Source organism: Streptomyces sp. NPDC041968 (genome assembly GCF_055589025.1).
The window spans coordinates 693,882-707,689 of sequence record NZ_JBVJCB010000001.1; the positions used below are offsets into that span (position 1 = coordinate 693,882).

The 13,808-nt window shown below is 74.9% G+C and carries 12 protein-coding genes; 5 read left to right on the forward strand and 7 right to left on the reverse strand.

Annotated elements, in window-relative coordinates:
- Positions 1–177: 177 nt before the first annotated feature.
- The 4 genes from dnaG to ACZ6EG_RS03215 all read right to left on the reverse strand — a co-directional run bounded on the left by dnaG (position 178) and on the right by ACZ6EG_RS03215 (position 5,826).
- Positions 178–2,106, reverse strand: coding sequence for a DNA primase (dnaG, locus tag ACZ6EG_RS03200; RefSeq protein ID WP_391967903.1), 1,929 nt, complete (start codon positions 2,104–2,106; stop codon positions 178–180).
- Between the two features lie 163 nt (positions 2,107–2,269).
- Complete coding sequence (locus ACZ6EG_RS03205) at positions 2,270–3,535, reverse strand: NAD(P)/FAD-dependent oxidoreductase (RefSeq protein WP_391967904.1); 1,266 nt, start codon at positions 3,533–3,535, stop codon at positions 2,270–2,272.
- A gap of 145 nt (positions 3,536–3,680) precedes the next feature.
- Complete coding sequence (locus ACZ6EG_RS03210; RefSeq protein ID WP_391967905.1) at positions 3,681–4,955, reverse strand: deoxyguanosinetriphosphate triphosphohydrolase; 1,275 nt, start codon at positions 4,953–4,955, stop codon at positions 3,681–3,683.
- A gap of 55 nt (positions 4,956–5,010) precedes the next feature.
- Positions 5,011–5,826 (reverse strand): sirohydrochlorin chelatase, encoded by an 816-nt coding sequence (locus tag ACZ6EG_RS03215; RefSeq protein ID WP_391967906.1) that lies wholly within the window; start codon positions 5,824–5,826, stop codon positions 5,011–5,013.
- A 166-nt stretch (positions 5,827–5,992) separates the two neighbouring features.
- Here ACZ6EG_RS03215 and ACZ6EG_RS03220 point away from each other — a divergent pair, with 166 nt between their 5' ends.
- Both ACZ6EG_RS03220 and ACZ6EG_RS03225 read left to right on the forward strand, forming a co-directional pair.
- Positions 5,993–6,679 (forward strand): SanA/YdcF family protein, encoded by a 687-nt coding sequence (locus ACZ6EG_RS03220; RefSeq protein WP_391967907.1) that lies wholly within the window; start codon positions 5,993–5,995, stop codon positions 6,677–6,679.
- Between the two features lie 125 nt (positions 6,680–6,804).
- A complete protein-coding gene (locus ACZ6EG_RS03225) occupies positions 6,805–8,922 on the forward strand; it encodes a molybdopterin oxidoreductase family protein (RefSeq protein WP_391967908.1) in 2,118 nt (705 codons plus the stop codon).
- Positions 8,923–8,950: 28 nt separating this feature from the next.
- Here ACZ6EG_RS03225 and ACZ6EG_RS03230 read toward each other — a convergent pair whose 3' ends face one another.
- Positions 8,951–9,376 carry a gamma-glutamylcyclotransferase family protein gene (locus ACZ6EG_RS03230; protein ID WP_469601078.1) on the reverse strand — a complete coding sequence of 142 codons (426 nt, stop codon included), beginning with the start codon at positions 9,374–9,376 and terminating at the stop codon, positions 8,951–8,953.
- Between the two features lie 158 nt (positions 9,377–9,534).
- Between ACZ6EG_RS03230 and ACZ6EG_RS03235 the strand changes: the two genes are divergently transcribed.
- Positions 9,535–11,178 (forward strand): M4 family metallopeptidase, encoded by a 1,644-nt coding sequence (locus ACZ6EG_RS03235; protein WP_469601081.1) that lies wholly within the window; start codon positions 9,535–9,537, stop codon positions 11,176–11,178.
- Between the two features lie 82 nt (positions 11,179–11,260).
- Here ACZ6EG_RS03235 and ACZ6EG_RS03240 read toward each other — a convergent pair whose 3' ends face one another.
- Positions 11,261–11,848: an NADPH-dependent FMN reductase gene (locus ACZ6EG_RS03240; protein WP_391967911.1), complete on the reverse strand. Its 588-nt coding sequence runs from the start codon at positions 11,846–11,848 to the stop codon at positions 11,261–11,263.
- 289 nt (positions 11,849–12,137) lie between these two features.
- Here ACZ6EG_RS03240 and ACZ6EG_RS03245 point away from each other — a divergent pair, with 289 nt between their 5' ends.
- A complete protein-coding gene (locus tag ACZ6EG_RS03245; protein ID WP_469601084.1) occupies positions 12,138–12,671 on the forward strand; it encodes a hypothetical protein in 534 nt (177 codons plus the stop codon).
- 142 nt (positions 12,672–12,813) lie between these two features.
- Positions 12,814–13,440, forward strand: coding sequence for a class F sortase (locus ACZ6EG_RS03250; protein WP_391967913.1), 627 nt, complete (start codon positions 12,814–12,816; stop codon positions 13,438–13,440).
- Here ACZ6EG_RS03250 and ACZ6EG_RS03255 read toward each other — a convergent pair.
- Entirely contained in the window at positions 13,378–13,767 is a 390-nt protein-coding gene (locus ACZ6EG_RS03255) for a winged helix-turn-helix transcriptional regulator (RefSeq protein ID WP_391967914.1), read from the reverse strand. The two genes, ACZ6EG_RS03250 and ACZ6EG_RS03255, sit on opposite strands and share 63 nt — an antisense overlap.
- Positions 13,768–13,808 lie beyond the last annotated feature (41 nt).

Sequence of the window (13,808 nt, forward strand, 5' to 3'; positions counted from 1 at the left end):
GCGGTCCGCCCCGTACACGTTCGAACCGCGGGGATCGGGGACCGCCGGGACGGATCGGCCGCGCTCCGGGGACTCGGGCACCGCCCCCAGTGTGGGGTACGACACATCGCCGCCACGAGGGGCGTGCGGTGACTTTTTGCTTCCGGTCGGTGACCGCGTGGTGACCCGGGGGCCGCTCTAGAGGGCGGCGGCGCCGTGTTCGCGCAGGCTCTGGTCGTACTGCTGGAGGACCCACAGCTCGTTCTGCACGGCGGCCAGTTCGGCGGGGTCGCCGTGGCCGGTGAGCCGGGTGAGGCGGCCCGTGATGTCGCGGATGCGGCGCTCGACGGCGCGGCGGCGGACGGTGACCAGCTGGGCGCCCGCGTAGACCTCGTCGACGCCCTTCACGCCCCGGTGCAGCATGATCGCCTCGACCGCCAGCTCGGTGACCATGGCGCGGACGGCGTCGTCCGGGGCGGCCTCGCGGACCCGCACCAGGTAGCCCTGGGGGTCGTGGACGCCCGGCTCGGCGCCGCCCGCCTCCATGATCGCCTCGCGTACGGCGGCGTAGGGCGGGGCGGTGAACTCGTCGACACCGTAGGCGTCGAAGGCCGGGGAGACCAGCTCGGGGCGCTGGAGGGCGAGCTTGAGCAGTTCGCGTTCGGTGGCGAAGACGGGGTTGCGCAGGTTCAGCGCGGGGCCGCGGGGGCCCGGGCGGGCGGTCCCGGCGTACTGCTGCGGGGCGCCGCCGCCGCGCTGCTGCCGGTCGGGGGCGGGACCCTTGCCGCCCCGGTCGCGGGCCCAGCGGGCGAGCTGGGCGATCCGCTTGACCACGAACTGGGTGTCGAGGATGCCGAGCATGCCCGCGAGCTGCACCGCGACCTCGTGCTGGGCGCCGCTGTTCTTGATGCGGGCGACGACCGGCGCGGCCTCGTCCAGCGCCGACGCGCGGCCGGCCGGGGTGTCCAGGTCGTAGCGGCTCACGATCTGGCGGAGCGCGAACTCGAAGAGCGGGGTGCGCGGCTCGACCAGGTCGGCGACCGCGTCGTCGCCCTTGGCGAGGCGCAGGTCGCAGGGGTCCATGCCGTCGGGGGCGATGGCGATGTAGGTCTCGGCGGCGAACTTCTGGTCGTCCTCGAAGGCGCGCAGGGCCGCCTTCTGGCCGGCCGCGTCGCCGTCGAAGGTGAAGATCACACGGGCCGAGCCGTTGTCCATCAGGAGGCGGCGCAGGATCTTGATGTGGTCGCCGCCGAAGGCCGTGCCGCAGGTCGCGATGGCGGTCGTGACACCGGCCAGGTGGCAGGCCATGACGTCGGTGTAGCCCTCGACGACCACCGCGCGGGACGTCTTCGCGATGTCCTTCTTCGCGAGGTCGATGCCGTACAGCACCTGGGACTTCCTGTAGATCGCGGTGTCGGGGGTGTTCAGGTACTTCGGGCCGTTGTCCGCCTCGTAGAGCTTGCGGGCGCCGAAGCCGACGACGTCGCCGCCGATGTCGCGGATGGGCCACATGAGCCGGCCCCGGAAGCGGTCGATGGGGCCGCGGCGGCCCTCCTGGGCGAGGCCGGAGAGGATCAGCTCCTTGTCGCTGAACCCCTTGCCGCGCAGGAAGCGGGTGAGGTGGTCCCAGCCCTGGGGGCTGTAGCCGACGCCGAAGTGCTCGGCGGCGGCCTGGTCGAAACCGCGCTCGGCGAGGAAGGCGCGGCCGGTGTCGGCCTCGGGGCCGGTCGCGAGCTGCTCGGCGTACCACTGTGCGGCGATCTTGTGGGCCTCGACCAGGCGGATGCGCTCGCCGCGCTGGTGGGAGGGGTTGTACCCGCCCTCCTCGTAGCGCAGGGTGATGCCGGCCTGGCCGGCCAGGCGCTCGACCGCCTCCGAGAAGGTGAGGTGGTCGATCTTCATCACGAACGTGATGGTGTCGCCGCCCTCCTGGCAGCCGAAGCAGTGGAAGAACCCCTTGCTCGGGCTGACCTGGAAGGACGGGGACTTCTCGTCGTGGAAGGGGCAGAGCCCCTTCAGGTTGCCGCCGCCCGCGTTCCGCAACTGGAGGTACTCCGAGACGACGGCGTCGATCGGGACCGCGTCCCGTACCGCCTTCACGTCCTCGTCGTTGATCCGTCCTGCCACGCGTGAAGTCTACGGGGCGGCACCGACATGCTCCGGCACGGTGATCGGCTCCGGCTGAGACCTCGGCCCGTCGCGAAGCGGCTGTCGGACACGAGGTCGGCGGGGCCCGGCCGGGGGTCCGGGGGTTGTCCCCCGGGAATGGCGGCCGGGGACGGACCGACAGCTAGGCGAGGAGGCTTTCGAGGGACACGTGCGGGTTCGCCAGCGCCTCCGGGTCCACCCGGGTCTTCGAACGGATCAGCTGCTGGACGGGCTCCGTGACGTCCCACACGTTCACGTTCATCCCGGCCAGTACCCGGCCCTCCTTCAGCCAGAAGGCGATGAACTCGCGCTTCGCGGCGTCCCCGCGGACGACCACCTGGTCGTAGGACCCGTGCGGTGCCCAGCCGGAGTACTCCATGCCCAGGTCGTACTGGTCGGTGAAGAAGTACGGCACGCGGTCGTGGTCGAGCCCCTTGCCGAGCATCGCGCGGGCGGCGGCCGGGCCGCCGTTCAGGGCGTTGGCCCAGTGCTCCACGCGCAGGCCGGTGTCGAAGAGGGCGTGGTGGAAGGAGGCCACGTCCCCGGCCGCGTAGATGTCCGGGTCGGAGGTGCGCAGCTGCGCGTCGACGACGATGCCGCCGCCGTGGGCGGGGTCGGCGATCTCCAGACCCGCGGCCTGGGCGAGCGCGGTGCGCGGGGCGGCGCCGATCGCGGCGAGCACGTCGTGGGCCGGGTGCTCCTCGCCGTCGTCGGTGCGGGCGGCCAGCACCACGCCGTCCTGGCCGATGATCTCGGTGAGCCGCACGCCGAAGCGGAAACGGACGCCGTGCGCCTCGTGCAGCTCGGCGAAGACGGCACCCAGTTCGGGGCCGAGGACCCCGTGCAGCGGGGTCGGGCCGGGCTCGACGACGGTGACCTCCGCCCCGTACTCGCGAGCCGCCGCCGCGACCTCCAGGCCGATCCAGCCGGCGCCGGCGATCACGAGGTGGCCGTTGTCCCGGCCGAGGGAGGCGAGGACGCCCTTGAGGCGCTCGGCGTGGGCGAGGCGGCGCAGGTGGTGGACGCCCGCCAGGCCGGTGCCGGGGACGTCGAGGCGGCGGGGCTCGGCACCGGTGGCGAGGAGCAGCTTGTCGTACCCGACGCGGGTCCCGTCGTCGCCGTAGTGGACGGTCCTGGCGGCGGGGTCGATCGCGACGACGGTCTGGCCGAGGTGCAGCTCGATGTCGTGCCGCGCGTACCAGGCCGGTTCGTGGACGAAGACGCTGTCGCGCTCCTCCTTGCCGAGGAGGTATCCCTTGGACAGCGGCGGACGCTCGTAGGGGTGGTCGCGTTCGTCACAGATGAGGATCACCCGGCCGGTGAAGCCCTCCGTGCGGAGCGTCTCGGCCGCCTTCGCTCCGGCCAGGCCGCCTCCGACGATGACGAATGTCTGATCCGCGTCGACCACTTGTTTGCCTCCTCGTCAGGGTGCCGCCACATGCGAGCGTCCCGCACACGGCGTGGTGCGGGAAGGGGGAGCGGCCCGATCAGGCCACCCGGCGCCCCGGGCGGGCGCTCTGGGACCCGTCGGGTCACCGTCCGTCCCGCCAGTCTCATGGATGCCCCGTCAGGCGGGCGTGAAGCGATCGGGCCGAGGCGTCGGTGAGGGACGCGATCTGGTCGACGATCACCCGTTTGCGGGCCCGGTCGTCGCCGGCCTGGTCGAACAGGGCGCGGAACTGGGGGTCGAGGCCGTCCGGGGCACGGGCGGTGAGCGCCTCGGCCAGCTCCGCGACGACGACGCGCTGGTCGGCGCGGAGCCGCTCCTGCTCGGTGCGCTGCATGACGTAGCGGACGGCGACCGCCTTGAGGACGGCGCACTCCAGGCGGGTGTCGCGGGGGACGACCAGTTCGGCCGTGTACCGGGTGAGCCGGCCGCTCCCGTACGCGGCCCGGGTGGCGGTCTCGGCGGCGAGGCAGAAGCGGCCGATGAGCTGGCTGGTGGCGTCCTTCAGCCGGGCCTGGGCGACGGCCGAGCCGTCGTAGCCGTGCGGCCACCAGTCCTGGGCGAGGAGGCGGTCGAGGGCGGCGGCCAGCTCGGCGTGGTCGGTGCCGTCGGGGACGTAGCGGCCGACCGCGACCTCGAAGACCGCCTCGCGCTCGGGGTCGGCGAGCAGGCAGTTGGGGTCGATGTGGCCGGCGTGCAGGCCGTCCTCGACGTCGTGCACGGAGTACGCCACGTCGTCGGCCCAGTCCATGACCTGGGCCTCGAAGCAGGTGCGGGCGCCGGGCGCGTCCTTGCGGAGCCATTCGAAGACGGGCCGGTCGTCGTCGTACACGCCGAACTTGGGCGAGCCGGCATCGGTGGGGTGGGCGCCGCGGGGCCAGGGGTACTTGGTGGCGGCGTCCAGGGCGGCCCGGGTGAGGTTGAGGCCGACGGAGCCGTCCTCGGTGAACCGCTTGGGTTCGAGGCGGGTGAGCAGCCGCAGGGACTGGGCGTTGCCCTCGAAGCCGCCGCAGTCCTCCGCGAACGCGTTCAGCGCCTGTTCGCCGTTGTGCCCGAAGGGCGGGTGGCCCAGGTCGTGGGAGAGGCAGGCCGCCTCGACGAGGTCCGGGTCGCAGCCGAGGGCGGCGCCCAGCTCGCGGCCGACCTGGGCGCACTCCAGGGAGTGCGTGAGGCGGGTGCGGGGGCTGGCGTCCCACACCGGGCTGCCCTCCCCCGGCGTGACGACCTGCGTCTTGCCGGCGAGGCGGCGCAGGGCGCCGGAGTGCAGGATGCGGGCGCGGTCGCGTTGGAAGGCGGTGCGGCCGGGGCGTTTGTCCGGCTCGGGGGCATAGCGGGCGACGGACGTCGGATCGTACGGGGGTGGGGGTGCGATGCCTTCCATGTCATGAACAGTAAGCGGAAGGTGTGACAGTCGGAGGGCCCGCACCCCCACCCGGTCAGGCGCGCGCCGGTGAGGTGGCCCCGTACGCCCTCGTCGCGGACGTCTTCGCCTCGTCGTAGCGGTGCAGGAGCAGACGGGCCATCGCCGGGTGGGTGCCCAGGGGGGCCGAGGCGATCCACGGGGCCGCTGCCGCGCACTCCGTCGCGAAGCGGCCCGGAGCCGTGAAGCAGGAGGCGACGGCCACCCGGGAGTGGCCGCGGGCGGTCAGGGCGCTGATGGCGTCCGGCACCGTCGGGGAGGCCGCCGAGGCGTACGCGGGGCGTACCGGGACGCCGAGGCGGGCGGCGAGGAGGGCCGCGATGCGGTCGGTGTCGGCCCGGGAGTCGGGGGCGCGGGAGCCGGCGGAGGCGAGGACGACGGCGTGGCCGGGGCCCGCGGCGGTGGGCCAGCCGGCCTCCGTGAGGCGGTCGTGCAGGGCGTCCACCAGGAGGGGGTGCGGGCCCAGCGGGGCGGCCACCCGGGTGCGGGCCGGGGAGGCGGCGGCCGACTCGGGGATGTCGCGTCCGACGTGGTGGCCGCGGCTGAACAGCAGTGGGACGAGGACCGCCTCGCCGTCGCCGAGGGCGGCCAGCGTGTCGGGGAGGAGGGGGGCGTTCAGTTCGATGTGGCCGAGGCGCACCGGCAGGCCGGGGCGCAGCGCCCGCACCCGGTCGAGGAGGGCCCGTACGGTGCTCAGCGCGCGCGGGTCGCGGCTGCCGTGGGCGACGACGACCAGGGCGGGGGTACCGCCTCGGCCCGCCCGGGCGGGGGTGCCGCCCCGGCCCGCCGTGCTCACCGTGCTCGCCGTGCGCATCACTGTCGTCGCCGTCATGCGCCGATGGTGGCCGCCGGACGTTGCCTCCCCGTTGCGTGGGTGTCACGGGAATTTTCCGTCGGTCCACCCGGCGCCGGGCGCCGCCTGTGAGCCGCGCGGCGAACCGGACGGCGCTCCGGTACGTCCCTACAGGTCGGGAGACGACCGGGGAGGGGACCGACCGATGCGCCGCTGGAGACCCCGCAGACCGCGCCTGCCGCGCACCCGCAAGGGGTGGCGGCGGCTGATCCGGGCGGTGGCGGCCGGGTGCGTGCTGGCGCTGCTGCCGGCGACCTGGCTGCACCTGACGACCGGGGACCGGCTGCGCACCGCGGCCGACGTGCCGCGTGCCGAGGTCGCGGTCGTCTTCGGCGCCGGGCTGTGGGACGGTGAGCCGTCCCCGTACCTGGCGCACCGGCTGGACACGGCGGCCGGGCTGTACCGCGCGGGGCGGATCGAGGTGGTCCTGGTCACCGGCGACAACAGCCGCGAGGAGTACGACGAACCGGACGCCATGCGCGCCTACCTCGTGCGGCACGGGGTGCCGGACCGGCGGATCGTCAGCGACTACGCGGGCTTCGACACCTGGGACTCGTGCGTGCGCGCGAAGAAGATCTTCGGGGTCGACCGGGCCGTGCTGATCAGCCAGGGTTTCCACATCCGGCGCGCGGTGGCGCTGTGCCGGGAGGCGGGGGTGGTGTCGTACGGCGTCGGGGTCGACGAGGCGCACGACACGACCTGGTACTACGGTGCGGTCCGCGAGGTCGTCGCGGCGGGCAAGGCCGCGGTGGACGCGGTCGTCGAGCCGGACCCGCGCTTCCTCGGTCCGCGGGAGCCGGGGGTGGGGCGCGCCCTGGCCGACGCGGGGTGACGCGGGGACCGGCGCGCCGGCGCGGGTGCCTCACCGTCGGGGGCCGGCCGCGGGGAGGTCGCCGTCCCGGCGGCGTAACACAGCGCCGCCCGGTCGCGTAACACGGGCGCCGCAGGCTGGGCGGCATGCAGAACACCGCCACGCCCACGCACTGCCCGTACTGCGCCCTGCAGTGCGGGATGAATCTGACGACCGCCGCCGACGGGACCGTCGAGGTGACCGAGCGCGCCGACTTCCCGGTGAACCGGGGTGCGCTGTGCGGCAAGGGGCGTACGGCGCCGGCGGTGCTCGCGGCGGGCGCCCGGCTGGCCTCGCCGCTGGTGCGGGACGCGGCCGGGACGCTGGCGCCGGCCGGCTGGGACGAGGCGCTGGACCGGATCGCCGGGAACCTGGCCCGCACGCGCGCGGAGCACGGCGCGGACGCGCTCGGCGTGTTCGGCGGGGGCGGGCTGACCAACGAGAAGGCGTACACGCTGGGCAAGTTCGCGCGGGTGGTGCTGGGCACCTCGCAGATCGACTACAACGGCCGGTTCTGCATGTCGTCGGCCGCGGCGGCCGGCACGAAGGCCTTCGGGCTCGACCGGGGACTGCCCTTCCCCCTGGAGGACATCCCGAGGACGGGATGCGTGATCCTCGTCGGCTCGAACCCGGCGGAGACGATGCCGCCGTCCCTGCGGTACTTCACCGAGCTGCGCGAGAACGGCGGCACGTTGATCGTCGTCGACCCGCGCCGCACGCGGACCGCCGAGCAGGCCGACCTGCACCTGGCGCCGCGGCCCGGCACGGATCTGGCGCTGGCGCTGGGGATGCTGCACCTGGTGGTCGCCGAGGGGCGGGTGGACGAGGAGTACGTCGAGGCGCGCACGGCGGGCTGGGAGGACGCCCGGGCCGCGGCGATGGCGCACTGGCCGGAGTACGTGGAGCGGATCACGGGGGTGTCCGTTCCCGAGCTGCGGGAGGCGGTGCGGCTGTTCTGCGCGCCGGAGGCGGCCATGGTACTGACCGCGCGGGGGCCCGAGCAGCAGGCCAAGGGCACGGACACGGTGGGGGCGTGGATCAACCTGTGCCTGGCGACCGGGCGGGCCGGGCGGCCCCTGTCGGGGTACGGCTGCCTGACCGGGCAGGGCAACGGGCAGGGTGGGCGCGAGCACGGGCAGAAGGCGGACCAGTTGCCGGGCTACCGCAAGCTGACGGACCCGGCGGCGCGGCGCCATGTGGCCGAGGTGTGGGGGGTGGACCCGGAGTCGCTGCCGGGGCCCGGGCGCAGCGCCTACGAGCTGCTGGACGCGCTGGGGTCCGACATCAGGTCGCTGCTGGTCATGGGCTCCAACCCGGTGGTCTCCGCGCCCCGCGCGGCCCATGTCGAGGAGCGGCTGCGGTCGTTGGACTTCCTGGCCGTGTGCGACGTGGTGCTCTCCGAGACGGCGGCGCTGGCGGACGTGGTCCTGCCGGTGACGCAGTGGGCGGAGGAGTCCGGGACCACGACCAGTCTGGAGGGGCGGGTGCTGCTGCGGCGGCGGGCGCTCACCCCGCCGGACGGGGTCCGCAGCGACCTGGAGGTGCTGCACGGGCTGGCCGGCCGGCTCGGCGTCGAGAAGGGCTTCCCGACCGAGCCGGAGGAGGTCTTCGAGGAGCTGCGCCGGGCGAGCGCGGGGGGCCCCGCGGACTACTCCGGGATCAGCTACCGGCGGCTGGCGGAGGAGAACGGGGTGTTCTGGCCGTGCCCGGCGCCGGCCGGGGGCCCCGGACCCGAGCGGCACCCGGGCACGCCCCGTCTCTTCCTCGACCGCTTCGCCACCGACGACGGCCGGGCCCGCTTCGCCCCTGTCTCGCACCGGCCGAGCGCCGAGGAGCCGGACGACGAGTACCCGGTGCTGCTGACCACGGGACGGGTCGTGGCCCAGTACCAGTCCGGCGCGCAGACCCGGCGCGTGGCGGAGCTGAACGCCGCCGCGCCCGGCCCCTTCGTGGAGCTGCACCCGCGGCTGGCGGCGCGGCTCGGGGCGGCCGAGGGCGACCCGCTGGCCGTCGTCTCGCGGCGCGGCCGGGCGGTGGCACCGGCCCGCATCACCACCGGCATCCGTCCCGACACGGTGTTCATGCCCTTCCACTGGCCGGGCGAGGGCCGCGCCAACACCCTGACCAACCCGGCGCTGGACCCGACGTCCCGGATGCCCGAGTTCAAGGTGTGCGCGGTGCGGATCGAGGCGGTGGGGACGGCGGCGGCCACCGCTCAGCGGTGACCGCGCGGGGGCGCTGCCGACGGGGCGGTCATCGCCCGGGCGGCCAGGCGCCGCCCTCGACCGGTGTGCCCAGGGCCCGCAGGCGGGCGGCGACGGCCGGGGCGGCGACGTACACCCAGGCGCGGACGGGCGCCCCGTCCGCGTCCCGCACGACCGTCCTGGCCACGCGGTCATACAGGTTGTGCGGGTCGCCCGGCACGTACTCCTCCAACCGGTCCAGGGCGGCCAGGAGTTCGCCGTACGCCTCCGGACGGGCGGTGACCAGTTCCCCGCCGACGACTCCCGCCGCGTCGTCCTCCACGGCGTACGGGTATCCGGGACCGGCGTAGAGCAGGGCGCCGGGCAGGCGGGCCGGTTCCTCGGCGAGGGTGCGTCCGCGCAGGAAGAGGCCGTGGTTGCGGCCGCCGGGGCGCAGCGTGCCGTAGACGAAGAACGGAAGTCGCGCGGTGTCCACGGAGGGTCATTCTCTCCCCTCATGCCTCCCACGATCTCCACCTGACGGCTATGGACATGACATGACGGGCGCCCGCAATCTTGGTCGACACCAGCGCGCCCCACTCGCCGCGCCCTCACTCCCCGCGCCCCCACGCGCTCCCCCACGCAAGGAGTCCGATGAGCCGAATACGGCACGCCCGAGGTGCCCGTCTCGCCACGGCGGGCATCGCCGCCACCACCGCCGCCCTCCTGACGGCCGCCCTCGTCCCCGCCGCGCAGGCGGCCGGCCGGCCGACCTCCGCCGAGGCGCGCGAGAACGCGGCGGCGGCCCTCGCGGACCACGCCGAGGACCTCGGTCCGACCGACGAGCAGGACACGCGGGTCCGCGACGTCATCGTCGACGACGACGGCACCCAGCACGTCCGCTACGACCGCACCTACCGCGGACTGCCCGTCCTGGGCGGCGACTTCGTCGTCCACCTCGCCCCGGACGGCGCCTGGCGCGGCGCGGACCGCGCGACGCGGGCCCCGATCGCGCTCCCCACCGTCGCGCCGCGGCTGGCGGCCCCCGAGGCGGCCGACCTGGCCGCGAGCGTGCTGCGCGCCGCGAAGCCGGGCGAGCTGCTGAAGAAGCTCACCGCCCGGCCCCGGCTGGTCGTCGACGCCCTGCACGGCGCCCCAAGGCTGGCCTGGCGCACGGACGCGGCCGCGCTGGACTCCGCCGGCCACCCGGTCGCGCGCACGGTCCTGACCGACGCCGGCACGGGCGCCCGGATCGACGCCTGGGACTCCGTCGAGTCGGTGTCGGGCGACGGGAAGTCGCTGTACGGCGGCACGGTGCCGCTGGAGACGACGCGGTCGGGGTCGTCGTACCGGCTCGCGGACGCGACGCGCGGAGGCACGTACACCGGCGACGCGGCGCAGCAGACCGACCTGTGCCTGCTCACCCTCTGCCTGGTCCGGGCGCCCTCGACGGTGTTCACCGACGCCGACAACCACTGGGGCTCGGGAACGGCGGACGACCGCGCCTCCACCGCGGTGGACGCCCAGTACGGCACGGACGTCACCTGGGACTACTACGAGGACGTCCACGGGCGCAGGGGCATCGCAGGGGACGGCAAGGGCTCCTTCAACCGCGTGCACTACGGCACCCGGTACAACAACGCCTTCTGGGACGACGGCTGCTTCTGCATGACGTACGGCGACGGGGACGGGACGACACTCGGCCCGCTGGTCTCGCTGGACGTCACCGGGCACGAGATGGCGCACGGGGTGACGTCGTCGACGGCGGCGCTGACGTACTCGGGCGAGTCGGGCGGGCTGAACGAGGCGACCTCCGACGTCTTCGGCACGCTGGTGGAGTTCCACGCGGACAACCCCGCCGACGCCGGGGACTACCTGATCGGCGAGAAGGTCGTCCGCCCCGGCCTCGGGCGGGAGGCCCTGCGCTTCATGGACCAACCGAGCAGGGACGGCAGTTCGGCCGACTGCTGGAGCAGCACGCTGGGGGACCTCGACGTCCACTACTCGTCCGGCGTCGGCAACCACTTCGCCTACCTGCTGGCCGAGGGCAGCGGCACCAAGACGCTGGGCGGTGTGCAGCACACCTCCGCCACCTGCGACGGCTCCACCGTCCGCGGGATCGGCAGGGACAAGCTGGGTGACATCTGGTACCGCGCGCTGACGGTCTACATGACCTCGTCCACGGACTACGCGGGCGCCCGTACGGCCACCCTCCGTGCGGCCGGGGACCTCTACGGCGCCGACAGCGCCGAGCGGGCCGCGGTGGGCGCGGCGTGGAGCGCGGTGAACGTGGGCTGAGCCCGGCGCGCACGTGCGGCGGCCGCCCCGGACGACGGACCGGGGCGGCCGTCGCCCGTCGCCCTCCCCGACCCGTCCGGGCTCACGCGACTCCGTAGGGCCGCTTCTCCCGCGCCTCCCGCAGGGTCCTGCCCCACCACACCAGTTGGTCGAGCAGCGTCTTCGCCGCCGCGTCGGGTCCCGAGGGGTCCACGAGGGCGCCCCGGGCGTCGAAGGAGGCGCCCGCGTCGTGGAAGGAGACGGTGTCGCGGACCGTGACGGCGTGCAGTTCGGCGAAGACCTGGCGCAGGTGCTCCACGGCACGCAGACCGCCGGCCAGACCTCCGTAGGAGACCAGGCCGACGGGCTTGGCCCGCCACTCGCCGAAGTGCCAGTCGATGAGGTTCTTCAGGCCCGCCGGGAACGAGTGGTTGTACTCGGGCGTGAGCACCACGAACGCGTCGGCGTCCGCCAGTTTCGGCGTGATCTCCGCCAGCGCGGCGGTCGCCCGCGGGGTCGGGGCGAGCGTGGTGGGAAGGTCGGTCGCGGCGACGTCCACGACCTCGGGGAGCAGGCCGTCGTGGGCCCGGAGACGGTCCAGGAGCCAGTCGGCGACGACGGGGCCGAAGCGGCCGTGCCGGTTGCTGCCGATGATCAGGGTCACCCGGAGCGGGTCGGTCGTTGTGTTCATGGGCGACAGCCTGATACCTCAACATTGCTTGAGGTCAAGCAGGGGCGGCGGACCCGTTCGGAGGCGGCGGTCACCCGTTCACACGCGCGCCCCGCGCCCTTCGGGATCTTTTCCGCCACGCCCCGGTCTCCCGCCGGTGACCTGCCCGAACGGTGTCCCGCGCGGGCCGTCCGGACGCGCGGGCGCCACCCGTTCATCCCATTCCCGGCGCGTCCTCGGGGAGCGGGTCGCGTCCGGTGCCACTTTCCTCGGTAGGGCAGGGGCCACCGAAGAGCTCAAAGGAGCACCGATGCGACGTACCGCCCGCCTGCTGACCGGTACCGCGCTCGCCGTCGCGACCGTCGGCCTCGCCGCCGAGGCGCACGCGCAGGCCGGACCGGCCGTGGCGACCGGGGGACTGGAGGTGTACCCGGTCTCCGTCGTGCCGGGCGAGTGGGCCGCGGTGCGCACGGCGGCGTGCGGCGCGGCCGGATCGGCGGCGGGCGACGCCGGCGCGGTGGGCGCCGGGGCGTTCCCGCTGGCTCCGGAGGCCGGGGAGGGCGCGACGACCGGTCGCTTCGAGGTGCCGCCGAGCGCGCAGCCGGGGACGTACGAGATCGTCGCCACCTGCGCGGGCAGCGGCCTGCGGGTGACGGGTGACCTCGTGGTCACCCTGACCTCGGCCCGTGAGCAGGTCCACCCCAGAGGAAGCGTGAAGACGGGGGTCGGTGGCGCTCTGGGCCCCGATCCCGTGCAGACCGCGGCCGGTGTGACGGCTCTGGCCGTCGCCGCCGCGGGCGGTACCTGGCTCCTGCATCGCCGGGCGAGAGGCGACGGGATCTGACGGGCACCCTCCGCTGCCCGTCCGCCGGTACCGCACTTCCCCGCCCCCTCCGGGTCCGACGCCCCTCGCGGCCCGGAGGGGGCAGGGACCCACGAGGGACCCGAGACCGGGGACCTGAACCAGAGGGGAAGAGGGGGACGTCATGCGCAGGGTGGGCAACTCCGCGATAGCGGCCGTGACCGCGGTCGCCCTGTGCTCCGGGGCCTGGCTGCTGGCCGGCGGCAGCGGCACCGGGCTCCCGCCCCAGCCGTCGGCCGCGCAGGCCCGCACCGGCGCCGGACAGGCCGGACGGACTCCCGCCGCACCGGCGCTGCCGCCCTCGCCGCCCGACCGGGTCCGCATCCCGGCGATCGACGTGGACGCCCCCCTGACCGGCCTCGGGCTGACCCCGAGCGGCAGCCTCGACGTGCCGCCCGCCGAGAGGAAGAACCTCGCCGGCTGGTACGAGGCCGGCACCACGCCCGGCGAGCGGGGCACCGCGATCCTCGCCGGGCACGTGGACAACGCCGAGGGCCCGGCCGTCTTCTACCGCCTCGGCGCCCTGGAGCGGGGCGCCACGATCGAGGTCGACCGGCGCGACGGCAGGGTCGCGGTGTTCACCGTGGACGCGGTGGAGGTGTACGCCGCCGAGGACTTCCCCGACGAGAAGGTCTACGGCGCGGCGCGCCGGCCCGAGCTGCGCGTCATCACCTGCGGCGGCGGCTGGTCACGCGGGACCGGCTACCAGGGGAACGTGGTCGTCTTCGCGCACCTCACCGGCAGCCGGTGAGGGGTCCAGGACGTTCGCCCTCCCCCACGCGCCCAGCGGTGCCAGCGCCTCGTTGAGGGTGACGCCCCGGGCGGTCAGCGAGTACTCGACGCGCGGCGGCACCTCGCGGTACTCCTCGCGGTGCACGATGCCGTCGGCCTCCAGCTCCCGCAGCTGCCCGGCGAGCACCTTCTCGGTCACGCCGGGCAGCTCACGGCGCAGGGCGCCGAACCGGAGCGCCCCCTCGCCGAGGGCCCACAGGATCAGTACCTTCCACTTGCCGCCGATCACGTCCATCGCCGCGTCGACCCCGCACACGTACGCCCCCGGCCGCCGTGCCGTCCCCATGCCCGTCCCCCGTCCCTCTCCGCCCGCCTGCATGCTTTCCT